Genomic DNA, 21,920 nt, shown 5'->3' with positions numbered 1-21,920 from the left:
GCGAATGTATCATGCTGTTTCGTACGCGCAACCGCCGGATAACGGATTCATCCATCCGCGATATGCTACGCGCAACCGCTACCGGGTACGACCGCCACGGTTCGAGCTTCCACCAGACCGTCCGCTTGCCGCGCCGCCGGAACTTCGACTTGTCCCGCCGCCGCCGGAACGTGCGCTGCCACCAGAACGTGCGCTGCCACTACTGGAAAGCGCAGACGGTCCGCCTGTACCAGCACCACTGCTTCCGGCACCACCCGCCTGCCGCTGTTTCTTTGCTGCACTGCGCGCACGGTCCTCCGCTTTCTTCGCCCTGATTCCCGCAATTCGCTCGGCGATCGGAATCTCCAGCCGCTGCGCAGTTCTGGCCGCATAATCGAAATCGGGAAGCGTGACGCGTGGCAACCTGCGGCCGATCGCGCGCTCAATTCCCTTCACATCGCCTTCCTCTTCGGGCGCAACAAAGGTAAACGCCTCGCCCGTGAGCTCAGCGCGGCCAGTGCGACCTACGCGATGGATGTAGTCCTCCGGAGCCGGCGGAACATCGAAGTTTACGACATGGCCCAGCGCCTCGACATCGATGCCACGGGCAGCGATGTCGGTTGCCACCAGCACCCGGTACTTGCCGCTCTTGAATCCGGCAAGAGCCTCGGTGCGCTGCGGCTGCGACCGGTTGCCATGGATGCGCTCGGCCTTGATGCCGTTACGCACCAGATATTCCGCCAGCCGATTGGCCCGATGCTTGGTGCGCGTGAAGACGAGCGCTTCCTTCATTTCTCCACGCTTGAGAAGCTCGAGAAACAGCGACGATTTTAGTTCCTGGGGAACCGGATACAACGCCTGCGTGATGCCCACCGCCGGTGCCGACGTGCGATCGAGATTGATCGTAACCGGATTGTGCAGCATCTGGCTCGCCAGGGTGGCGATTGGAGCCGGAATTGTCGCGCTGAAGAAAAACGTCTGTCGTTTGGACGGTATCGCCCGAAGAATGCGCCGGACATCGGGCAGGAATCCCATGTCGAGCATTCTGTCTGCTTCGTCGAGAACGAGGTATTCGATTCCGTCCAGCTTCGCGTAGGATGACTTCATGTGGTCGAGCAGCCGACCCGGGGTCGCTACCAGCACATCAGTTCCGCTCCGGAATGCGTGCTCCTGGGGGCCCATTCCCACTCCCCCGATAATCGCCCACGCCGTTACCGGCGTGTGCATGGCAAGAGCATTCAGCTGTTCGACTATCTGCGCGGCAAGCTCGCGTGTCGGTGTGATTACAAGCGCCCGCGTCTTTCCGCGCGGCCGCTCGATCAGGTTATGAAGAATCGGCAGCAGAAACGCGGCTGTCTTGCCACTGCCCGTCGATGCGCAGGCAAGAACGTCGCGACCTTCGAGCGCGGGGGGAATTGCATCAGCCTGAATCGGCGTTGGCCGCGTAAAGCCCAGTTCCTTGAGGCCCGTAAGGAGGCTTCGGTCCAGATGAAGCGGCGAGAAGGACGCGGTCATTGTTCGTCAGGTGATGAGTGCATTTAATCCTCGAAACAGCAGGACCGTCAGAGTGACGGCACCAGCGGCGAGCAGAACAAGCCCGCCGACGACCGCCACGATTGTCAAACGGCTCGCCTTTTTCCCGGGCAATGGAGCGCCGAGGTGCTGGTCGAGAAGCGCGGCGTTCCGCGTGTTGGCCTTGAAGCTGACGTCGAAGAGATCGCCGATGAGCGGTATCGCACCCACGGCGGCGTCGGTAGCGAGATTGACCAGCATCCGGGTGAGAACCGTAGCCGGCACACCCAGCCGGGCGGCGGCAAGGACGATGTAGCCGGAGAATGCCGCACCGGCGACGTCGCCAATACCCGGCACGACTCCTATCAGCGAATCGAGGCCGAACCGGATGTTGGTGCCTGGGATACGTACCGCAGAGTCGAGCAGGCGCGCGAGCGATCGAACGCGTGCAGCCTTGTCGTCCGAAGCCATCGGCAGGTTCACGACCCGGCCGTCGGCGTCGCGCACTAGCGGCGCAGCGGGATCACGCATCAGACCGATTCAGCCCTTTGCGGTGAGTCCAGAGTGCCCTTACCAGCACGAACCCGGCGAACCCGAACAGCGCGTAGAAAGCGGCGAATGGCCAGTTGCCAGCGCCTGCCGCGAGGAAAGCGCCATAAAACTGATAGAGGGCGAGCAGTGCGATCACGACAACGAGGAACGGGATCAGCCGGGCAAATGAGCGCATGAATGGAAACGGGGTTGGCGGGACCGGGACTGCGTCCGATTGAATCTAGCTGCACCAGTTGGCAGAACGCAGACCGGCCCGCCGTGCAGGGCGGGCCGGTCTGATGTGTTCACTTGCTTGTAAGCCCAAGGTTCAGCGCTTGAAGATACCTCGAAGCTTGGCCTTGGTGGCCTCTTTCGCGCCCTCCTTCACACCTTCTTTCAGGCCTTCCTTCGCTCCCTGCTTCGCTTCGGCGGCGACTGAATCGGCATTGAAACCGGGCTTTCCATTCGATGCTGTTGCACCGAGATTCGGCATCTCGACCATTTGATAGCCGGCCGGAACCGTAAACGTCGAGCTGGGCACGTTGCTTTTCACAAAGTTCACCATCTCGCTGGTGACGATGCTCACCTGCTGCTTGCCCTTGTCGTCAGTTGAAACGGTTCTCGATACCGACTTGAGCGGAACACCGTACTGGATTTTGGCGTTGGCCGCCGTCATCTGTCGCTTGTAGTCAGGGTTGTTGAACATGTCCATCTGCGACAACATCGCCATGGACTGGCTGTTCGACACGAACGGGTTCGACAGGCTCCTCAGAGCCGGCGCGAAGTGATAGTCCGTCGTCGTTTCGCTCCGCGTCTTCGAGGAGCGGCCGAACACCTTGGCGTTGACCGTATAATTCTGAGTCATCCGCACGTGGTTGGTGGTGTAACCCTGAATCTTCGGTCCGGCACCCATGTCCTGCGCGTCGATCCTGACGTCGGACATTTCCATCTTCACGAGCCCTCCAACAGCATTTACCACCTTGCTCATCCCGGCAAACATGCTTGCCATGTCCCACGCCATGTACGACTTCTGGCTGGGATCGACGAGGAGCATCTTCGCGCCACGGTCAAGTACGAGAAAGTATGAACCCTTGCCTCCAAACGCTCCCGAGCTGCCCGCGACTGATGCATCCACAATGTCAAGGCGGGCATCGTTACCCGCAACCGTTCCGCGTCCGCGCATGGTCACGGTTTCCTTGTTGCCGCTCTGCGGGCTCTGCGACTTGACGATGAACTCGTAGGTAGTTCCATCGGCCACGGGAAATGCCGCGGCGACAACGAAAGGCAATGCAAGCACCGCCGCGAGCCGAGCCGGGCGGGGAAAATGGTCGAGCATGCGGCCTCCTTCTCTGGATCAGAGCGGGATTAAGGGGTTCGGTAGATTTCAGTCCCTCAAACTACAGGTCTCCGGCTGGCGTCGCCACATGTTTGTGCGTCCGGGGAGAGGGACTGGCGGCAGGGGCCGGGCGCGGTTCCGCCAGACCGGGCAGACGCGGGCGGCTCAGCTGGGTGGAATCAGCCGCTGGGCGCCACTCAGATGGTTTTTTTGGGAAACATTACTGACGCTACCGCGGCCAGCGTCAGAACCACGGCAATCACAAGGAGTGATATAATCGTCGGAATCGTATAGACGCCACTCAGCAGCATCTTGGCTCCGACGAACGTGAGCACGACGGCCAGGCCAAGCTTGAGATAGTGGAATTTGTGAATCACCCCGGCGAGAAGAAAATAGAGCGATCTCAAGCCCAGAATTGCGCAGACATTCGACGTGTAGACGAGAAAGGGATCCTTGGTGATGGCGAAGATAGCCGGAATCGAGTCGACGGCGAAGATAAGATCGGTAGTCTCGACCAGAACGAGCACGACGAAGAGCGGGGTCGCCATCAATACAACGGCTTCTCCCCGTTTCGGCGCCTCGCGCACGAAGAAGTTCTGGCCACGGTAGTCGTGAGTCACCGGTAGCAGCCGGCGCACCAGGCGGAGCACCGGGTTCGCCTCAGGCTCGATATCGGTCTCGTCGTGGGTTGCCATCCGGATTCCTGTAAACACCAGGAATGCCCCGAATACGTAGATGATCCAGTGAAACCGCTCAATCAGGAAGGCACCGGCCGCTATCATGCCCCCGCGCATGAGCAGGGCGCCGATAATCCCCCAGAAGAGCACGCGGTGCTGATACTTCTCCGGAATCCTGAAATACGAAAAGATCAGGACGATGACGAAGATGTTGTCGATCGAGAGCGAGTACTCGATCAGATAGCCGGTGACGAACTCCAGCGCCGGCTGAGGCCCACGGAGCCAGTATATGACTCCAGCGAAACCCAGTGAAAGCGCAATCCAGACAGAGCTCCACGTGGCGGCTTCCCGGACGCTGACGATGTGAGCTTTCTTGTGGAAAACACCGAGGTCGATGGCCAGAACCGCCAGGACTCCGACGTTGAATGCGAAGAACAGCGCCTGCCCGCTCATTCGCGCCCGGTCACGCGGCTAACGTGGCTGCCAGCAAACTTTTTCTCCAGTCAGCGCCGCTCCAGGGCGTCGCGCACATCCAGGAGCACCTCGAAGTAGAGCTGCTCGCGCCGGTATGCGAAATCAAGCACAGTCATCTGCGACTTGTCGCCGCTCTCTCTGGCACGTTCGAAGGCTTCGCTGTACATCTCGTCCAGGTTCTGCAGGATGCGGTCGCGGGGGCGTGACATGATGCGCTCGGCGGTGTCAGGGTCGGGTGGCAAGATGTTGCCATGCTTGTCAATGCCCGAAATGCGCTCCAGCATGGTTTCGGGATCGCGGCCGTCGAAGATGAACCTCTGAGCCGCCCCGAGTGCAAGGCGCCGCGGGTTGTACGGAATGGGCATTGACTGCAATGTAAAAGCCCGGGGCACTCAAACGAAGCGGGCGAAGGGTTGATGCCCCCTCCGCCCACGGGAAATCCGGACGCGCGGGCTGCTATCTGTTGCTGTCGCCCCTGTCGCCCTGCCCTGATTCCGAGTCGGTCTTCGATTTCTGGTTGTTGTCCTGCGACAGTGAGCGGTTCAAGTCGTCGCTCTCCGTGAATTTGCCTTCCTTGTCACGCCTCACGTAGCGCTTGTCGCCTTCGTTGGGCTCGATAAGTTCGCGATCGTCTGCCATTGCCACTCCGGGGTCAGAGGAAACTACAGGAATATCGATTGGCAGAAGGCATGCCAGATTCAGGCTTTGGCCGACCCACGGTCAACCACCGGACTCGGCCCTCAGACGATGAAACACAGCTTCTTCAACCACCTGGCCCCGTTTTAGATGCTCCACAACGATTCGTTCGAGAAGCTCCGGAGTTACCCCTCCATACCAGATTCCATCGGGATACACCACCACAATCGGCCCTCCAATGCAGACCCCCAGGCAGGGTGTCTCGCCGCGCTTCACACGAGCGGGGCCGAAGAGAAGGCCTTCGCGCTGAAGCAAAGAGGCAAGTTGCGAGTACAGCGCCCTGCCCTGCCGGTTGGGCGAACAGAAACTACCCGTGCACACCAGCACGTGGTGTGAGTAGGCCTCCATGAACGGCGCATCGAACGGTTCAGCGGCGGGCATTGCTTATGCGCTCTGTGGCGCGGGCTCGAGCGTGCAGACGAAGACATGGTGCCTGTATTGTCCCATCTCGAAAGATGCCAGCGTGCGGGCGAGGTTGACAGTTGCGAATGACGAAGATTGTTTCTGACTTCAGCCTTTCGGAGATCGCAAATGACCAGCACACCATATCGCAACCCGTCACGTCTACCGGCCGATCCAGCAATCGTTCAAAAGGGCTATGCCCACCCCGAGGCACTGGTGACGACAGAATGGCTTGCCGGACACCTTGACGATCCTGCGATTCGCATTCTCGAAAGCGATGAGGACGTGCTCCTCTACGACACTGGCCATATTCCGGGCGCGCAGAAGGTGGACTGGCATGAGGATCTGAACGATTCCGTTCAGCGCGACTACATCACGAGCGAGCAGTTCGAGAGGCTGCTCCGCGCGAAGGGCATCGATGAGAGCACAACCGTCATCTTCTATGGTGACAAGAACAACTGGTGGGCTGCCTACGCCTACTGGGTTTTCCAGCTTTTCGGATTCACGAATGCGAAGCTCCTGGATGGCGGTCGGATCAAGTGGGAGCAGGAGGGGCGGGACATGATCACTGATGTTCCGTCATTTGCGCCCACCGATTTCAGGGCTCAGCCACGTTCCGATGAAGCAATCCGCACGTTTTTTCATGAAGTACGCGAGCACGCTGAAAACGGCAAACCGCTGGTGGACGTCCGCTCGCCGGATGAGTTCAGTGGCGTGAAGACTCACATGCCGGAGTATCCGCAGGAGGGAACGCTGCGGGGCGGTCATATCCGCGGGGCTCGCAGCGTTCCCTGGGCCCGCGCCGCAAACAGCGACGGAACATTCAGGTCGGCTGACGAACTGCGTGATATCTATGAGAAGGAGCAGGGGCTCAAGCCCGATGATGACATCGTTGCGTACTGCAGGATTGGTGAACGGTCGTCACACACCTGGTTTGTTCTCACACGGCTGCTTGGCTACGAAAAGGTTCGTAACTACGATGGAAGCTGGACTGAGTGGGGAAATGCGGTTCGGGCGCCGATCGAGAAAGGAGGCCCGAAGTGACATCGGCAGTGAACCCAAAAGTGGGCAAGCCGGCAAAAGTGGTGGTCGAGTGGAAAGGTGGTCGCAGATTCAGCGCGGGACACCGCGGTCGTCCCGCGGTTCTGCTCGACGGGGATGGCGTCGCCGGGCCGAGTCCGGTGGACGCGCTCCTTGGAGCACTCGCGTCTTGCGTATCGGTGGATGTGGTGGATATCCTCGCAAAGCGCCGGACGCCCGTTCAATCGCTCGATGTAAATGTCATCGGCGAGCGGGTCGATGGCACTCCGCGCCGCCTGAGCCACGTCACCCTCGATTTCACGATCGCCGGTAGTGGCATCGAGCGCACTCAGGCCGAGCGGGCAATCGAACTCGCCGTGACAAAATATTGTTCGGTTCGTGACTCTATGTCGCGCGATATTCCGGTGGTGTGGAACCTGAAACTGGAATTGGAGAAGGAAGCCACACCCGCGTGATCGGGTGAGAATCGGACATCACGCCCTTCGGTGCGGAATCGCTCATAAACAAGACCGGATTCACCTCGTGTTGAGGCAAGTGTGGGTGATATGATCCCGGCGCTCCGGCTGATCTTCGCAATCCTTCTTTTTCTGGCGTCGCTGCTCGCTGTATTTCCCGAGCCCACATATAATCTCTGGAAGCTCTCCATCGCGGTCACCGAATGGGGACATGTGCTAGCGTTGATCGCGCTCATTCCGCTGCTCCCGGGTTGGAGTGGCAGTGGTCTGGGCCGGATCGGCGCTGCGTTCAGTGTCGTCACGATGATGCTCGCTTTATCTCCACTTGTGAGGGCGATACCGATTGCGCGTGCTTTGCCGGCGCGGCTCGATATTGCGTTTGGTTGCACGGCGACGGGAGACGGCAGGGTGCAATCTCAGCCGGCAGGGAACGGCAACGTGACGTCCCCGGTGGGGCGTGGAGCCGGCTGCGAGATCAGTCCTCGAAGCGGGCCTGATGCGCCGAGCCGCCGCGCGCCGATTCGTGGCGGAGATCTGTTCCGCGGAGTACGGTCTCCGTCGGTGGATGTAACAACTCACGTCTACGTCGTGCGGAACGGTACGCCACTCGGGCTTGACTTGTACCGGGCTGGAGATCGATCAACGGCAGCCGCGGGCGGAGCAACTGCTGCGCCGGTCGTTGTAATGATTCATGGTGGGTCATGGAGGGGCGGGTTGCGTACCGATCTTGCACCCCTCAACCGGTACCTGGCCGCGCGGGGCTTCGGGGTTGCGGCGATCAGCTACCGCCTGGCTCCGGACCATCCGCATCCCGCCGCAAGCGAGGACGTAAGTGCCGCCATCGCGTATCTGAAGACGAACGCCGGCAAGTTCGGCATCGATCCGTCCAGGATGGTGTTGATCGGGCGATCAGCGGGCGGCCAGCTCGCGCTGCTCGAGGCGTACCGGGGCAATGATCCAGCCATTCGCGGGGTGGTGGGATTCTATGCGCCATCAGATCAGAAGTACGGATACGACCATCCTTCAAAGCCACGGGTGTTCGACAGCCGGGGAGTTCTCGAGGGTTTCCTTGGCGGCACGCCGGCGACGGTTCCGGAGGCCTATGCATCGTCGTCGCCGATCAATTATGTGGGGTCCCATACAATTCCGACGCTGCTCATTCATGGAACGCGCGACGAGCTGATTTTCCCCGCGCAGAGCCAGATGCTTGCGGAAAGGCTTGCGGCGGCCGGCCGGCAGCATTTGTATCTGGAGATTCCCTGGGGCCGCCACGGGTGCGATTTCAATTTCAGCGGGCCGTGCGGGCAGATGAGTACGTACGCGATCGAGAGGTTTCTTGCGGCGGTTACCAGATGACCTCGGGACGCAGGCCCTGCTCAAGCAAATTGACTAAGGCACTTTGGCAGTGAGCCTGAGCGATGTGCCCCCCGCTCATCCAGTTCTCGTCTACCGCCCGCGCTTCTTCCCCCCAACCGGGGTCGGTTTGTACGTCGCCCACTTTTTCTCCGTATCCTCGAGCTCCTGTCTTAGCTTCACATAGCTTTCGTACCGTTCGCTGCTGATCTCACCCTTGGCGACACCGGTTCGCACGTCGCAGTCAGGCTCCGCCGTGTGAGTGCAGTCCGAAAACCTGCACTCCCCGATTGCGGCCCGGAATTCCGGAAAGCATGCGTCGAGATTCTCGGACGGCATCCCCCACATTCCCACCTCGCGAAGCCCGGGGGTATCAACTACGTACCCGGCGTCGGGGAGCGGATGCAGTACCGCACCAACCGTCGTATGCCGCCCCTTGTTTACCGATTCGCTGATTTCTCCAACGCGCAGGTTGAGGCTCGGGTACATCCCGTTCAACAGCGATGATTTTCCAACGCCGGAGGGTCCGCTCAGCACCGATGTACGGCCAGCCAGGGCGTCATGCAGCTCTTCGAGGCCGATACCCTCTTTCCTGCTCGTGAAGTGCAAGGCGTACCCCGCGCGCTCGTAATCCCGGAATCGCTCGCGGGTTTCTGCCTGATCGACGAGATCGATCTTGTTGATAACGATTCTTGCTTCCAGATCGTTCCCCTCGGCGATTACGAGAAAGCGGTCCATCATCCGGACATGCGGTTCCGGTTTGGCGGCGGCAAACACGACGATTACCTGGTCAATGTTCGCGGCGACGATTCTCTCCCCGTGTCCGCCACCGGGCATGCGTCGCGCGAGCTGCGACTTCCGCGGCAGAATCTCAGCGATGGCCCAGGTGTCTCCGGCCGAGTCGCGCTCGAGCCAGACGGCATCACCGACGGTGAGCTTGAGTGCAGTATCGCTTTCCTTCTTGAGCCGGCCTCGTATCGAGACATCGTGGGTTTCAGCATCGGTCGTGCGTACCTGCCAGATGCCGCCCGTCCCGGCCATTACGACGCCACGCTTGCGGTTTGCGTCCGGCCCCTCTGCTTCGTGTTCGAAGCTCACTGAATCACGCGAACATCATCGTATCGAATGGTCACTGCGCGGTCTCATCGCGCATCGCTTCCCACCACGGCCGGCCAGACGCAGCGCGGCCGGCGACGACAGAGTCAAGCTGTCCGCGCGCGTCATTCAACTGCATCCCGCCAATTTGCTCGCGCACCTCGGCTTCTGTCTCGGCGTAGCAGAGATAATCCGTCTCTACGTGCCCGGCGGCAACAGGATCGCCGGTTGCCCATCGCACGAACAACAGGTATCCCGCGAACGGCCGCTCTCTTTCACCGGTGGCATCGGTCATTATCTCGACGCTGTACGACGCGCCGTCCCGGCCCTCGAACGCAGGCGGGCGGGCGTGGACCGCCGCATAGCCACCGACCGTGTTCGCGTCACCCTTTGCATGGTCCGCAGGAAGAAACTGGCTCATCGCAAGCGGCGGCGGCTGCCGACCATCTCCTTGATGACATTCCCGGTGATGAACGCCATGTTTGCCGGCCGCTCCGCCAGCCGGCGCATGAGGTAGGGATACCACTGGGTGCCGAAGGGCACGTACACTCGCATGCGGTAACCCTCTTTTACGAGCTGCTCCTGCAGGTCGCGGCGAACTCCATACAGCATCTGGAATTCGAACCTGTCGTTTGCGATTCCCTGCTCGCGCGCAAACCTCTTCGCGTCGGCGACGATCACTTCGTCGTGGGTCGCGATACCCGGGTAATGTCCGTCGAGCATCAACGAGTGCATCGCTCTGACGTATGACTGATCGACGTTCTTTTTTTCGGGAAACGCAACAGTTTCCGGCTCCTTGTATGCACCCTTGCAGATGCGCACCCTTGCGCCGGCGATGTTTGCCTGTTCGACATCGCCCTGAGTGCGGTACAGGTAGCTCTGCAGAACGATGCCGACATTCGCGCGGTAGGATGGATAAAGCCGTTCATAGAACAGCTCGAGAGTTTTCGCGGTGTAGGCACTGCCCTCCATGTCCAGGCGCACAAAGGTCTTGTAATCTCTGGCGCGGTCGAGGATATCCTGCAGGTTGGAAACGCAGAGATTCTCGGAGATGTCGAGCCCCATCGCGGTAAGCTTTACCGAGACGTTTGCATCCAGCGCGCTGGATTTGATGCGTTCCAGCATTTCCATGTACTGCCGGGCAGATTCACGTGCCTCGCCTTCGTTGCGAACGCTTTCGCCAAGGAGGTCAAGCGAGGCCGTGATGCCTTTCGCGTTGAGCTGCCTGACGGCCGCCAGCGCAGTATCGAGCGTCTCGCCGGCGACGAATCTCCCGGCGAAGCTGTTTGCCATTCGATTGTGACGGACGAAGCTGAAAACCCGCGGCTGATTCGAGAGATAAAGGAGAGCGTTACGAAGCATCTGAACCTGAGGACTATTGGGAAAGTGGCGGCAGTGGGATAAAGGTGCGCAGCACCGGGAATTCGGCTCCGGGCTTCCCAGCGGCATCGAAGTAGTTCCAAGTGACGAGACCGTCGTCGCTTTGGGGTTCGAGCATGTAGAAAGCAAGAAGACCGAGCGGCTGATTGGTGCGGACGAGGAACGATCCCGCTGGAATTGTCCGTTCCGTTTGTATCCACCGACCGTCGATGCGCATCTCACGGTGCCCCTGGAATGGCCGAGCTGACGCCGCCGCTGAGTCGATCCTGAAAAAGTGCACAGGCCCGCGCCAGTCACGCGAGAGCGTACTTACTGAGACGCCGTGTCGCCGCAAAGCCCCGACAACCTGCGTATCGCCCCTGGCGATGAAATAGCTACCGAATTTCTTTTCCGAGAGTGTTGGTGCGAATCGGTCGTAGACTGACATCTGTACTGTCGTAAAGCGACCCGTTCGGCGGCGCCCTTTCGGAACGCCGGGTTGTGTCCGGGCGGAGTCGCTTGTGCGCTCGACAATCTCTGCAACGACCCCTTGTAAGTAAGGTGCGGCGCGCATGGTTGAGCGGAGAGCCGCTCTCCGTCGGTCGTCGTGGAGGTCGTTGCCGATCCGGTCGTCGCCCGGGAAAATCGCAGCGTCATTGCGGATAGCGCTCGAGCGAACGGCTTGCGTCATTGACTTGATCTGCAACGCCTGCTCCCCCACGAGCGATAGTATCTCTCCCACAAATGCATACGTCGATGCAACTCGGCGCTGCATCGGATCGTGCGAATACGCCTCACTCAGAATGCTGATGCCCCCGCGGAGCCCGTAGTAATTGGTGCCGAATCGCGGACGAGAATCGAACGTTACCCATCCCTTCGAGAGTGTGTCAGCCGAGACGAAGTCGCCGTAGTCGAAAGTCTCGAAGCGGCGTCGGGAGCGCATTCGCTCACGCAGCACCGGCAATAGCGAGTCACGTGTAAACGCGCCTAGGGGTGACGAAGGATGGAGCGGCGGCGCATACGTGAGAGCGTAACCGTGATAGCTGCCGTTGGTGGTATGCAGGTCCACGAACACATCGGGATTCCAGGCGTTGAACATTGCCAGCGAAGCGCGCGTTTCCGGAGCCTCAGCCTTGATGTAATCGCGATTGAGATCGAGTCCCTGAGCGTTCGGTCGCACACCCACCTGTTCGGGGCCGTTCTGCGATCCGCGGGTGGTATCCTGCGACCCGAACTTTTCGTTTCCGTCAGCGTTGTAAATGGGAACCGCGATGAGGATTACCGAGTCGAGCGCGTTGGGGCGTCGTGGGTTGCTCAGATCCCGCAGCAGCGAGAGCAGTGCTTCCTTGCCCTCGATCTCGCCCGCGTGGATGTTGCCCTGCACGTATACGACCGGCCTGCCCAGCTTTCTCGCTTCGTCGGGAGTAGAGACCTGCGGCCTCGAAGCAATGACGTAGGGAATCTCGCGTCCCTCGCTGGTGCGCCCGATCGATCCGAACGTCAGCCCCGGCCGGCCTTTCAGTGAATCGATGAACGCCACCACATCGGCGTAGTGCGAAGTCTCCCGATACGCCGTTCGCTCCGCACGGGTTCGCGGACCCGGCGGTGACCCGCCAATCATTACCGAGCCACACGCAGTCATCATCGCGAGACTCACCGCCGCAATCCCGCTACGCACGAGTGTCACGAGCACACCGTCAAGCTCAGTGTCCCGCTGGCCTCGGTGGTCCCGGTGGTCTCGGTGTCCCATCCGCCGCAGCCACGCATGACCTCACACTCTCGCCGGGGACATCGCAACTCTAGAGGTTCTCGAGAACAAATCGCGTCAACGTGTCGTAGAGATGCAGCGTGCCACCGGCACCGGAAATCGAATGCGTCTTGTTCGGGTACAGCATCAGCGAAAACGGTTTCCGCGCAAGCTGAAGCTTCTGCATGAGCTGCACGGAGTTCTGCGGATGTACATTGTCGTCGCCCAGCCCATGCACGAGCAGAAACTTCGCCGTCAAACCGTTGACATGTGTGAGCGGAGCCGACGCGGTATAGCCGGCGCCATTATCCTGCGGAGTCCACATGAAGCGTTCCGTGTAGATGGTGTCATAAAGCCGCCAGTCAGTTACAGGTGCAACTGACATACCCATCCGGAACAGATTGCCGCCTCTCATGGTCGCCATTGCCGTCATGTACCCGCCGTAGCTCCACCCCCAGATGCCGATGCGGGCGCTGTCCGCCCAGCTTCTCTGCCCGAGCCAGCGTGCGGCGGCGATCTGATCGTCGCTTTCCAGTTTACCCAGCTGATTCTGCGTCATCTTCCGGAAATCCCGGCCACGCCACGCCGCGCCGCGGTTGTCGACCACCACTACGACGTAGCCCTTCTGCGTGAGCGACTGATGCCACAGGTAACGCGTCCCGCCCCACGAGTCATTTACCTGAGGCGATGCAGGTCCACCATATACATACATCAGCACAGGATATTTTTTCGTACTGTCGAACGTCGAGGGAACCAGCCGGTACGCATCGAGCATGGTCGTACCATCGGCGGCCGGCAATCGGAAAAAACCGCCGGCGCGTATGCCAGTCGCACTGAGCCTTTGTTTTAGCGCAGCATTGTCTTCGATTACGCGCACCCGGCGCATCGAGGGAAACTCCTGCAGCGACATCGTTGAGGGGATGCCGAAACTCGAATGCGTATCGATGGCGTAGCGTCCGCCGGGCCCGACGTTGAGCGTATGTGAGCCATCGCCCTGCGTCACTCGCGTGCCCGGTCCGCCGTTCAGCGAATACCTGAAAACCTGCCGCTGCGTGGCGTTGGGGGCGGCGACCTGAACGTAGACGGTCCCGCGCGGCTCATCGACCTTGACCACTCCAAGCACATCAGATCCGGTCTGCGTGACCTGGCGTACGAGCTTGCCACTTCTATCATGTAGATACAGCTGGCGCCATCCGCTGCGGTCGCTCAACCAGAGAAACTGGCGGCCGTCCCCAATCCACACCGGATCCTCGACATCGACGTATGCAGAGTCCGAGTCAGTGACCATTGCGCGGGTTATACCGCTTACCGCGCTCGCCATCAGCAGCTCCGAACGATTCTGCCGCCTCGGCATTCGCATCACGACGACGCTGTCATTCCCTGCCCAGTTCATTCGCGGTATGTAGACATCCGGCCCGGTTGCAACCTGCAGCCATTTCGTCGCGCCACTGGCGATAGAAATGATGCCGAGACGAACGGTGGAGTTCGGTTGACCGGCTTTCGGGTAGCGAAGCGGTGCTACTGCCGGATAAAGCCCTGTTTCGTCCACCATCGGAAACGACGGCACTCCGGACTGATCGAATCTCCAGAATGCGAGCCGGCGCCCGTCAGGACTCCAGCGGAAGGCGTCGCTGAGGCCGAACTCTTCTTCGTAAACCCAGTCGGTGGTGCCGTTGATGATCGTCTCGCTGCCGTCAGTGGTCAGCTGGCGTTCCCCTCCCGCAAGATCCGAGACCCAAAGATTGTTTCCGCGCACAAAAGCAACCTGCCTGCCGTTGGGGGAAAATTTCGCGAACATCTGCAAACCGGGCTTCGTCGAAATCGGTACGATCCGCCTGGAGGCGATATCCAGAACGTGATACACGCCGCGCGTGTTCTGTCTCCATACCCGTTCGGAGTCGTGAAACAGCAGTGCCTTCGTTTCATCCGAAGACAGGTCAATGTTCTCGATGTCCAGACGCTTGCCGGCGGCTCCAACGATTGCACTGGCATCGACGAGCAGTGTCGTCTGGCCCGTCGCCAGGTCGACCCGCACGAAGTCACTGCCCCCCGCCGCGTTCGACTTTGTGCCCAGATATGATTTGCCGTCGGCGAGCCAGTGGATCGAGGGCAAAGGAGCGCTTTGGAAGTCGCGTCCGGCAAAGATTCTATCGACTGTCAGCATCGATGCCCCACCCTGCGCACTGGCAGCAAGCGGCACGAGAACGGCAAGCATCAGTGATCTGAAACAGTTACGCATCATTGGTCTGGTTTGCAAAACGTGGTTTGTCATGCACCGTGATACACCGCGTACACGATCACGACTCCGGATAAAATCGCTCGCCCCGGCGCGCCATCTCTGTCAACAGTTCAGCGGGTTGGAACCGTCCCGGAAATCGGTCGTTCAATCCCTGAAGCTGACTGACAACGTAGTCGACGCCGAGCGAGTCGATGTATCTGAACGGGCCGCCGCGGAACGGTGGGAACCCGAAGCCGAAGACCGCGCCGACGTCGCCATCGCGTGGCGAATCGATGACGCCTTCGTGCAGGCATCGCGCTGCTTCGTTCAGCATCGGCATCACGGTGCGCTGCTGGATCTCGAGGGCGTCGATAGAGGTCTGAACTGCCGACCCACCATTGGCGCCAGCCGACGCTCGTGATGGACGCAGCAGCTCGTAGACTGTCTGATCCACCTGCCCTTTCTTGCCGGCGTCGTCGTAGAGATAGAAGCCTTTCCTGACTTTACGTCCGTACCGACCCGAAATTACCACCGCCTGCAGTGAAGACGGCGGCGCGAATCGCTCGCCGAACGCTTCATGCATGATCTTTCCTGCTTTGGCGCCTACGTCGAGACCCACCTCATCGACGAGGGTGATTGGCCCCACTGGAAAACCCCAGCTGACGAGCGCCTGGTCCACGGCGTCGACACCCGCGCCTTGATCGAGAAGACGTCCGGCCTCGTTGATGTAAGGAGTCAGGATGCGGTTGACATAAAAGCCGGGTCCGTCGTTTACGACAATCACAGTCTTGCCGAGTTTTTTGCCGTACGCGACCACGGTCGCTGTCACGTCGGGGTCGGTGATGGAAGTCGTGATCACTTCGAGCAGCGGCATCTTGTGAACGGGCGAAAAGAAATGCATTCCGACCACCCGTTCCGGCCGCTCCGAGACCTCTGCGATTTTAGTTATCGGGATGGTGCTGGTATTGGACGCGAAAATCGCGTCCGGCCGTATGACGGCTTCCACCTCCCGGAGTACCTCGTGTTTCACTTTGAGGTCTTCGAATACCGCCTCGATCACGAGATCCACATTGCCGAAGCCGGAGTAGTCGACTGTCCCGCCGAGCAGGGACATCATGTCCGAGTATTGGGCGCGCGTTACCTGTTTCTTTGTCAGCCGTTCCTTCAATACGTCCCGCACCGCCGCGAAGCCTTTTGCTACGCGGCCGTGATCGGCATCCTTCATCCGCACCAGGGTGTTCTGCTGCAGGGCGATCGATGCTATTCCCGCTCCCATGAAGCCGGATCCGAGCACGCCGAGCTTGTCGATTGGAGCGGGTTGCGGCTGTGATTCGCCCGGTGAGAGGCGCACTCCCGAATCCTTTTTCAGCGCCGTGGTTGCAAAGAACAGTGAGATCAACTGCCTCGAGACATCGGTCGCGGCCATTTCTCCAAAGAGCCGGGATTCTTCGCGATAGCCGTGGCCCGGACCGCCGGAATATCCTGCGGCGACCGACTCGATTGCCGCGAGCGGTGCCGGATAGTTGCCGCCCGTCTTCTTCAGAGTTTCGTCTTTCGCCCGTCGCAGCACTACGAGCCGGCCGGCGGGATTCTCGTCGAGGAGGAATGCCGTTACACCCACGTCCCGCTTTTCGTGTTTGCGTACGCCGGAAACAATCTCGTTTGCACGTTGAACGGCGACTCGTCGAAGTATTGCCGGATGCACGACTTCGTCCACCAGTCCGATTTGCAGTGCTTTCTTCGCGCGGACATTCTTTCCCGTGAGAATCATGTCGAGCGCTGCGCGTATGCCTATCAGGCGCGGCAATCGCTGCGTGCCGCCCGCGCCAGGGATGAGACCGAGCTGAACTTCGGGAAGCGCGAGCAGTGTTTTCGGGTGGTCGGTGGCAATGCGGTAGTGCGCCGCCAGCGCCACTTCGAGGGCGCCTCCGAGGCAGGCGCCGTGAATTGCACAGACCAGTGGCGTTCGCATTCGCTCGATCGATTCCAGGAGCAGCTGTCCGTCGTGGCTCAGCCGTGCGGCATCATCGGCCGTTTTGAGCTCGAGAAACTCTTCGATGTCGGCGCCCGCGATCCAGCTGTCGGTTTTGCCGCTCAGAAGTACAGCGGCACGAACTTCGAGGTCGCGCTCGAGGCGGTCAAAAAGCGCCACGAATTCATCCTTCACTGCCTTGTTGAACTTGTTGACCGGCTCGCCAGGCAGGTCGATTGTGATGACGGCGACACCGTTCTGGATTTCGGTGGTGAGCGCGTAGGGCGAGGTCACGCGTCTCTCTCCAGGACCATCGCGAAACCCATTCCGCCCGCGGCGCAGACCGTCATGAGTCCGAATTGTCCGTCGCGCCGCTCGAGCTCGTTGAGCAGAGTCACGGTGATTCGCGAGCCGGTTGCTCCGAAGGGATGTCCGATCGCGATCGATCCGCCCATGACATTGAGGCGTGACTGATCGACTTCGCCCACCGGTCTGGAAAATCCCGCGCGTGCCGCCCATTCCTTTGATTCGAATCCGCGCAGGTTCGACAGCACCTGTGCCGCGAACGCTTCGTGCATTTCGACGAGATCGATATCGTCGAGGGTCAGGCCAGCGCGTGACAGAGCGACAGGAGCAGCGAGTACCGGTGCCTGGAGCAACTGTTCACCGGGATCCAGTGCAGCGTACGCGTACGACCGGATGTAGCCCATTGGTTCGTAGCCGAGGGCTTTTGCTTTTCGCTCGCTCATTAGGAGTACGCATGCGCCGCCGTCGGTGAGAGGCGATGCATTACCGGCGGTGACGCTTCCGTATTTGCGATCGAACACCGGTTTGAGTGCCGCGAGCAGATCGTAGCTCGTGTCGCCGCGGATGCCGTTGTCGCTGGTCACCACGCTTTCGAAACCGGGCGGGACATACACCGGCATCATCTCGTTTGTGAGCCGGGCGTCAGTTGTGCCTGCCGCGGAGAGACGGTGCGACCGGAGTGCGAAATGGTCCTGGTCCTCGCGGGAAATATCGTTGATCTTCGCCATCTTCTCGGCGCTTTGTCCCATCGATTCGCCGGTCGAAGGTTCGGCGATGGCTGGCGTGACCGGCACCAGATCTTTCGGGCGGATCCTGCCCAGAGCTTTCAGGCGCGCAGGAAGAGACTTTGCCTTTGACGCGAGCACCAGAGCTTCGGCCATTCCCGCGGAGTGGAGAATTGGCACACTCGACAGCGACTCGGCGCCACCGGCGATGGCGACGTCGATGTGGCCGAGTGCGATCTGGTCGGCGGCGTCGGTGATTGCCTGGTTCGCCGAGGCGCAGGCGCGGCTCACGCTGAAAGCCTGAACCCCTTTCGGGAGCAGCGGCATGAGTGCCACTTCGCGGGCGATGTTCGGAGCGATTACGGAAGGGACAACCGTTCCGAACACCAGCGCTTCGACTTCCGAGCCGTCGAGGTTGGTGCGCTGAATGAGCTCGGCTACGCAGAGTTTGCCGAGGTCAATTGCAGAAATGGATTTGAATGCTGTGCCGGCTTTGGTAAAGGGTGTTCGGACACCGGCGACGATTGCGACTCTCCTTCCGTTTCCAAAGGTGGGCATAGCCGGAAGTTAGAGAGGTGGGGGGTATCTTTCCAGAATGCGCGCAATGTTCGCCGCCCTCGAGGGCCGTCGTTTTGACCTGCTGGTGATCGGTGGTGGTATTACGGGGGCGGGGATCGCGAGAGATGCGGCGATGCGCGGGCTGAGCGTTGCGATTGTCGACAAGGGCGATTGGGGAAGTGGGACATCGAGCCGCTCGTCGCGGCTCGTGCATGGCGGAATCAGATATCTCGAACATGGCGAGATAGCGCTGGTTCGTGAATCCGTGCGCGAGCGCGAGGTGTTGATGCGGATTGCGCCGCATCTCGTGAAGCCGCTCGAGTTCACCTGGCCCGTGTACCGGGGGGCGAGACTGCCGAGGTGGAAATTGAGGGCAGGGTTGGCGTTGTATGATGTGCTGGCGGGGTCGCGCGGGTCGAGGAAGCATCATGGGCTTGATGTCGAGAGCATTGTCGAGCATGAGCCGATGTTGCGGAGGGACGGTTTGGTTGGGGGCGCGACTTATCACGATGCGGCCACAGATGATGTGCGGCTGACGCTGGCGAATGTGTTGAGTGCGGTGGAGCATGGTGCGGTGGCGGTGAATTACGCGCGGGTGGTGCCTGCCACGTGGATAGGAAGGCGGGTGGATGGCGCGGTGGTAAGGGATGAACTCGGTGATGCCGAGGTGCGTGTGAGCGCGCGGGTGACCGTGAGTGCGACCGGGCCCTGGCAGGCGAAGGGTACCAAGGGGGTTCATATCACCGTGCCGGCGGAACGGGTTGGGAATCGTGGCGCGGTGACGATGGTGAATCCGGTGGATGGGCGGGTGATGTTCGTCTTGCCGTCGGGGACGCAGACCATTGTCGGGACGACCGATACGTTCACTGATGCCGTGCCGGACGAGGTGCGAGCGAGTGAAGCGGATGTGGAGTATCTGCTTGCGGCGGCGAATTCCTATTTCCCTGACGCGGAGCTGGCCGAAGAAGATGTCGTTGCTGCGTGGGCGGGGATAAGGCCGCTGGCTGCGGCGGCGAGTGGTGCTGATCCGTCGGAGATCTCGCGGGAGCATCGGATTGCGGAGGACGCGCCTGGGGTGATCACGGTGAGCGGGGGGAAGTTGACCACGTATCGGTCGATGGCCGCCGAGGTTGTGGAGGAGGCTGTGAAACTGCTCCGGAGTGGCGAGGTGGGCGGGGTGGCGGGCGGGGCCAGTGGGTTGACCGGTGTCTTTACTGCTGAGGAGCCGCTGCCGGGGGAGGATCGTCGTCAGCGAGTTGGCGGCATGGCGAAAAGTGATCCCGTTCTGCGTCGCGGTTTAGTATATGGGCTCCCATATACTTTTGGGGACGTCGAGTTTGCGGTTCGACATGAGATGGCGGTTACTGTGGGGGATGTCCTGGTAAGGCGGACGCATGTTGCGTTCGAGACGCGGGATCACGGTATCGGCGTGGCCGGCGCGGTTGCTGGGTTGATGGCGCCAGTTCTCGGGTGGAGTGAGATTGAGGAAACGGCGCACGTAGAGTTGTATGCTGCAGAAGTGGGGCGGATATTTGCGATCGATGCTGCTTATGGTTGAAAAGTCGCGCGTGCTCAATCGAATATTTCCTGCACGCATCGACAACCGTTATCGCGGTCACCCTGCGGGGCTCTGGCTTTTCGTCCCGATCATCCTGATCAAGATATCCACGAGCCTCACCCACCTGCTCAGGTCTGATGGCGGGGCGCAGTCGATCTCCACGATCCCGCTCGATACCTATCCCGCATCCGCCGCTCAGAACGTTGTTGGGCTCTTCGCGCGGATGGGGGTTGAGCAGCTTCTGCTGGCATCGCTATTCGTGCTGGTCTTGTTCCGCTATCGCGCGATGATACCACTCATGTATGCGGTGATCGTCGCCCACTTTTTCGTGTCGAGACTCGTCGGGCAGGCAAAGCCGCTCGTTCTCGCCGGCACATCGGGCGTCAGCACCCCGTTTCTTGTGATCGCGGTGATAAGCGTGATTGGTTTTGTTCTGTCCCTGACCGGGCGACGCTACTCGGAAAAGTCTGCCTCCAGCGTCTAGCGCGGTGGAGGGGATCGCGGTGTCGCGCGGCTGGGCCGGCTGCGATGCCCGTCCTGGTGCTGACCGTTACGGTCCCGGTGGCGCCGCCGCCGCTCATTAGTATCTCCAACTTTTCACATCCGCACCAGCTGGCGCCGTCTTCAGCATCCGCTCGACCGCCCACGGAATCACCATCTGCGGATACCGCAACCGTGAATACGCATTCGCCCGGGTATGATCGCCGTTCCAGCAATGCTCGGCGCGATCGCCGTACTCCACAACCGCCATGGCCGGTGGATTGGCGGTCTTGAGAAACTCCTCCGCGAGATAGACGGCGTTGTTGAGATAGTAATTGTCCATGTCGCCGACATAGATGCGCAACTTGCCCTTGAGTTTGGGCCCCAGTTGCTGCCAGTCGCGCCGCAGGATGTACGAAAGATCGAAGTGCTCGCGCCAATACTCGGCTACCGAGCGATCGATCGTCCCGGTCAGCTTGTTCCAGATCGGCTTCGGATAGCCGTCCGCGCCGACGGGTGAGAACACCGACTCCCACACGTCCCACTGGTCGCCCGATCTGCTCTTCGTCCCCAGCGCAAGCTCGCGATGGTTGCTCTGTTCGAGCGTCGTCGACAGGTGTCCCAGATAATTGCGCTGCCCGGGACGCGGCACGCGCTTGAACGGCCCACCCGTGTAATACGCGTTCGTGTCCGAGTAGATGTTCACGACCGTGTACGCGCGGAAGTCGATGGGATCGGGACACGCCACCCACGCGCCGTTGTACTGCTCGGGATAGAACATCTGCACCGCCATCGCCTCCCAGCCGCCGGTGGAGCCGCCAAAGGTGAAGCGCGCCCACCCCTGGCCGATCCCGCGGTAGCGCCGCTCAATCTCGGGAATCAGCTCGTACTGAATCGCGTCCCCGTACGGTCCATTGTTCGCCGAGTTGACGGCGTACGAGTCGTCGTAGAATGGCGTCGCGTGCTGAATCTCGATCAGGAGCGCCCGCGGGAAATTCTTCCCCGTCCAATCCCTGTAGAATTGCCACGCGTGTTCCTGCTGGATGCGATTGTATCCGTGCAGCTTGAAGCGCGCGCTGGAGTCGGGCTTGAGCGTCGAGTCCGGCGCCGTTTCCCGCCAGCCGGCGAAGCGCGACGGGAAGTGTCCGTGATTCACCATCAGCGGATAGCGCGCGTCAGGGTACTCCTCGAATCCCCAGGGCAACAGCACCCACGCGGCGAGGTGCGTGTCGCGTCCCCAGAACTTCGACAGCCGCTCGCTGCGGAGTTTCACATACTTGACGTACCTGGTCTCCTGTTTCGCGAAGTCCTCGATGGGAGGCACCTCCTCGTCGAGCGTCAGACGGACGACGCTCGTCTTCAACGGATCCACGACGAGCGTGCGCGGCTTCGAATACAGGTTTCCCGGCTTGCGCGCGTACTGCTGTCCTTCGCCCTTGTCCGGCG

Annotated in this window: 21 protein-coding genes; 5 read left to right on the top strand and 16 right to left on the bottom strand. The window is 60.7% G+C overall.

All coding sequences use genetic code 11. The features are described from left to right. Positions 1-78 precede the first annotated feature (78 nt). The 8 genes from WKF55_12470 to WKF55_12435 all read right to left on the bottom strand — a co-directional run bounded on the left by WKF55_12470 (position 79) and on the right by WKF55_12435 (position 5,586). Positions 79-1,494, bottom strand: coding sequence for a DEAD/DEAH box helicase (locus WKF55_12470; GenBank protein MEJ7760391.1), 1,416 nt, complete (start codon positions 1,492-1,494; stop codon positions 79-81). Between the two features lie 6 nt (positions 1,495-1,500). Continuing rightward, entirely contained in the window at positions 1,501-2,022 is a 522-nt protein-coding gene (locus tag WKF55_12465) for a DUF4112 domain-containing protein (protein ID MEJ7760390.1), read from the bottom strand. After that, positions 2,015-2,218 carry a hypothetical protein gene (locus tag WKF55_12460; protein MEJ7760389.1) on the bottom strand — a complete coding sequence of 68 codons (204 nt, stop codon included), beginning with the start codon at positions 2,216-2,218 and terminating at the stop codon, positions 2,015-2,017. The genes WKF55_12465 and WKF55_12460 overlap by 8 nt, the downstream gene beginning before the upstream one ends. Positions 2,219-2,350: 132 nt before the next feature. Then, positions 2,351-3,358, bottom strand: coding sequence for a hypothetical protein (locus WKF55_12455; GenBank protein ID MEJ7760388.1), 1,008 nt, complete (start codon positions 3,356-3,358; stop codon positions 2,351-2,353). Positions 3,359-3,555: 197 nt separating this feature from the next. Beyond that, the gene (locus WKF55_12450; protein ID MEJ7760387.1) at positions 3,556-4,488 is read right to left on the bottom strand and encodes a TerC family protein; all 933 of its coding nucleotides are present in this window, start codon (positions 4,486-4,488) and stop codon (positions 3,556-3,558) included. 50 nt (positions 4,489-4,538) lie between these two features. Further along, positions 4,539-4,874: a hypothetical protein gene (locus WKF55_12445; protein ID MEJ7760386.1), complete on the bottom strand. Its 336-nt coding sequence runs from the start codon at positions 4,872-4,874 to the stop codon at positions 4,539-4,541. 91 nt (positions 4,875-4,965) lie between these two features. Beyond that, positions 4,966-5,148 carry a hypothetical protein gene (locus WKF55_12440; protein MEJ7760385.1) on the bottom strand — a complete coding sequence of 61 codons (183 nt, stop codon included), beginning with the start codon at positions 5,146-5,148 and terminating at the stop codon, positions 4,966-4,968. A gap of 81 nt (positions 5,149-5,229) precedes the next feature. Next, complete coding sequence (locus WKF55_12435) at positions 5,230-5,586, bottom strand: (2Fe-2S) ferredoxin domain-containing protein (GenBank protein ID MEJ7760384.1); 357 nt, start codon at positions 5,584-5,586, stop codon at positions 5,230-5,232. A gap of 150 nt (positions 5,587-5,736) precedes the next feature. Between WKF55_12435 and WKF55_12430 the strand changes: the two genes are divergently transcribed. The 3 genes from WKF55_12430 (at position 5,737) to WKF55_12420 (ending at position 8,459) form a co-directional block, all read left to right on the top strand. Then, complete coding sequence (locus WKF55_12430) at positions 5,737-6,651, top strand: sulfurtransferase (protein ID MEJ7760383.1); 915 nt, start codon at positions 5,737-5,739, stop codon at positions 6,649-6,651. After that, the gene (locus WKF55_12425) at positions 6,648-7,103 is read left to right on the top strand and encodes an OsmC family protein (GenBank protein MEJ7760382.1); all 456 of its coding nucleotides are present in this window, start codon (positions 6,648-6,650) and stop codon (positions 7,101-7,103) included. Before WKF55_12430 ends, WKF55_12425 begins: the two co-directional genes overlap by 4 nt. Before the next feature lie 90 nt (positions 7,104-7,193). Then, positions 7,194-8,459 carry an alpha/beta hydrolase gene (locus tag WKF55_12420; GenBank protein ID MEJ7760381.1) on the top strand — a complete coding sequence of 422 codons (1,266 nt, stop codon included), beginning with the start codon at positions 7,194-7,196 and terminating at the stop codon, positions 8,457-8,459. 90 nt (positions 8,460-8,549) lie between these two features. On the opposite strand, the gene rsgA is transcribed toward WKF55_12420, so the two are convergent. The 7 genes from rsgA to fadI form a co-directional block, all read right to left on the bottom strand. Further along, a complete protein-coding gene (gene rsgA / locus WKF55_12415) occupies positions 8,550-9,554 on the bottom strand; it encodes a ribosome small subunit-dependent GTPase A (protein MEJ7760380.1) in 1,005 nt (334 codons plus the stop codon). Between the two features lie 31 nt (positions 9,555-9,585). After that, positions 9,586-9,972, bottom strand: a complete 387-nt coding sequence (locus WKF55_12410) for a hypothetical protein (protein MEJ7760379.1) — start codon at positions 9,970-9,972, stop codon at positions 9,586-9,588. Then, positions 9,969-10,913, bottom strand: a complete 945-nt coding sequence (locus WKF55_12405; protein MEJ7760378.1) for a proline dehydrogenase family protein — start codon at positions 10,911-10,913, stop codon at positions 9,969-9,971. Before WKF55_12405 ends, WKF55_12410 begins: the two co-directional genes overlap by 4 nt. A 13-nt stretch (positions 10,914-10,926) precedes the next feature. Continuing rightward, positions 10,927-12,660 carry a M14 family metallopeptidase gene (locus tag WKF55_12400; GenBank protein ID MEJ7760377.1) on the bottom strand — a complete coding sequence of 578 codons (1,734 nt, stop codon included), beginning with the start codon at positions 12,658-12,660 and terminating at the stop codon, positions 10,927-10,929. A gap of 49 nt (positions 12,661-12,709) precedes the next feature. After that, a complete protein-coding gene (locus WKF55_12395) occupies positions 12,710-14,872 on the bottom strand; it encodes a S9 family peptidase (GenBank protein ID MEJ7760376.1) in 2,163 nt (720 codons plus the stop codon). A gap of 82 nt (positions 14,873-14,954) precedes the next feature. Continuing rightward, on the bottom strand, positions 14,955-17,141 hold the full coding sequence (gene fadJ / locus WKF55_12390; GenBank protein ID MEJ7760375.1) for a fatty acid oxidation complex subunit alpha FadJ: 2,187 nt from the start codon (positions 17,139-17,141) through the stop codon (positions 14,955-14,957). Beyond that, positions 17,138-18,436 (bottom strand): acetyl-CoA C-acyltransferase FadI, encoded by a 1,299-nt coding sequence (fadI, locus tag WKF55_12385; protein ID MEJ7760374.1) that lies wholly within the window; start codon positions 18,434-18,436, stop codon positions 17,138-17,140. The genes fadJ and fadI overlap by 4 nt, the downstream gene beginning before the upstream one ends. 37 nt (positions 18,437-18,473) lie before the next feature. Here fadI and WKF55_12380 point away from each other — a divergent pair, with 37 nt between their 5' ends. After that, positions 18,474-19,994: a glycerol-3-phosphate dehydrogenase/oxidase gene (locus WKF55_12380; protein ID MEJ7760373.1), complete on the top strand. Its 1,521-nt coding sequence runs from the start codon at positions 18,474-18,476 to the stop codon at positions 19,992-19,994. After that, positions 19,978-20,478 carry a hypothetical protein gene (locus tag WKF55_12375; GenBank protein ID MEJ7760372.1) on the top strand — a complete coding sequence of 167 codons (501 nt, stop codon included), beginning with the start codon at positions 19,978-19,980 and terminating at the stop codon, positions 20,476-20,478. Before WKF55_12380 ends, WKF55_12375 begins: the two co-directional genes overlap by 17 nt. A gap of 96 nt (positions 20,479-20,574) precedes the next feature. Here WKF55_12375 and WKF55_12370 read toward each other — a convergent pair. After that, on the bottom strand, positions 20,575-21,920 hold a 1,346-nt coding region (locus tag WKF55_12370; GenBank protein MEJ7760371.1), incomplete at its 5' end, for a RidA family protein.

Source organism: Gemmatimonadaceae bacterium (assembly GCA_037721215.1).
In the GTDB taxonomy this organism is placed as follows: domain Bacteria; phylum Gemmatimonadota; class Gemmatimonadetes; order Gemmatimonadales; family Gemmatimonadaceae; genus UBA4720.
The sequence above is the reverse complement of the archived record's forward strand: the minus strand, read 5'-3'. Positions and strand labels throughout refer to the sequence as shown.

What these genes read in the sequence shown, in the direction of transcription:
- WKF55_12375 (MEJ7760372.1), top strand. Translation starts at nt 19,978, where the DNA reads ATGCTGCTTATGGTTGAAAAGTCGCGCGTGCTCAATCGAATATTTCCT.
- WKF55_12420 (MEJ7760381.1), top strand. Translation starts at nt 7,194, where the DNA reads ATGATCCCGGCGCTCCGGCTGATCTTCGCAATCCTTCTTTTTCTGGCG.
- WKF55_12380 (MEJ7760373.1), top strand. Translation starts at nt 18,474, where the DNA reads ATGCGCGCAATGTTCGCCGCCCTCGAGGGCCGTCGTTTTGACCTGCTG.
- WKF55_12455 (MEJ7760388.1), bottom strand. Translation starts at nt 3,358, where the DNA reads ATGCTCGACCATTTTCCCCGCCCGGCTCGGCTCGCGGCGGTGCTTGCA.
- WKF55_12405 (MEJ7760378.1), bottom strand. Translation starts at nt 10,913, where the DNA reads ATGCTTCGTAACGCTCTCCTTTATCTCTCGAATCAGCCGCGGGTTTTC.
- fadI (MEJ7760374.1), bottom strand. Translation starts at nt 18,436, where the DNA reads ATGCCCACCTTTGGAAACGGAAGGAGAGTCGCAATCGTCGCCGGTGTC.
- WKF55_12435 (MEJ7760384.1), bottom strand. Translation starts at nt 5,586, where the DNA reads ATGCCCGCCGCTGAACCGTTCGATGCGCCGTTCATGGAGGCCTACTCA.
- WKF55_12450 (MEJ7760387.1), bottom strand. Translation starts at nt 4,488, where the DNA reads ATGAGCGGGCAGGCGCTGTTCTTCGCATTCAACGTCGGAGTCCTGGCG.
- WKF55_12440 (MEJ7760385.1), bottom strand. Translation starts at nt 5,148, where the DNA reads ATGGCAGACGATCGCGAACTTATCGAGCCCAACGAAGGCGACAAGCGC.
- WKF55_12430 (MEJ7760383.1), top strand. Translation starts at nt 5,737, where the DNA reads ATGACCAGCACACCATATCGCAACCCGTCACGTCTACCGGCCGATCCA.
- WKF55_12400 (MEJ7760377.1), bottom strand. Translation starts at nt 12,660, where the DNA reads ATGGGACACCGAGACCACCGGGACCACCGAGGCCAGCGGGACACTGAG.
- WKF55_12445 (MEJ7760386.1), bottom strand. Translation starts at nt 4,874, where the DNA reads ATGCCCATTCCGTACAACCCGCGGCGCCTTGCACTCGGGGCGGCTCAG.
- WKF55_12410 (MEJ7760379.1), bottom strand. Translation starts at nt 9,972, where the DNA reads ATGAGCCAGTTTCTTCCTGCGGACCATGCAAAGGGTGACGCGAACACG.
- WKF55_12395 (MEJ7760376.1), bottom strand. Translation starts at nt 14,872, where the DNA reads ATGCTTGCCGTTCTCGTGCCGCTTGCTGCCAGTGCGCAGGGTGGGGCA.
- WKF55_12460 (MEJ7760389.1), bottom strand. Translation starts at nt 2,218, where the DNA reads ATGCGCTCATTTGCCCGGCTGATCCCGTTCCTCGTTGTCGTGATCGCA.
- WKF55_12465 (MEJ7760390.1), bottom strand. Translation starts at nt 2,022, where the DNA reads ATGCGTGATCCCGCTGCGCCGCTAGTGCGCGACGCCGACGGCCGGGTC.
- WKF55_12470 (MEJ7760391.1), bottom strand. Translation starts at nt 1,494, where the DNA reads ATGACCGCGTCCTTCTCGCCGCTTCATCTGGACCGAAGCCTCCTTACG.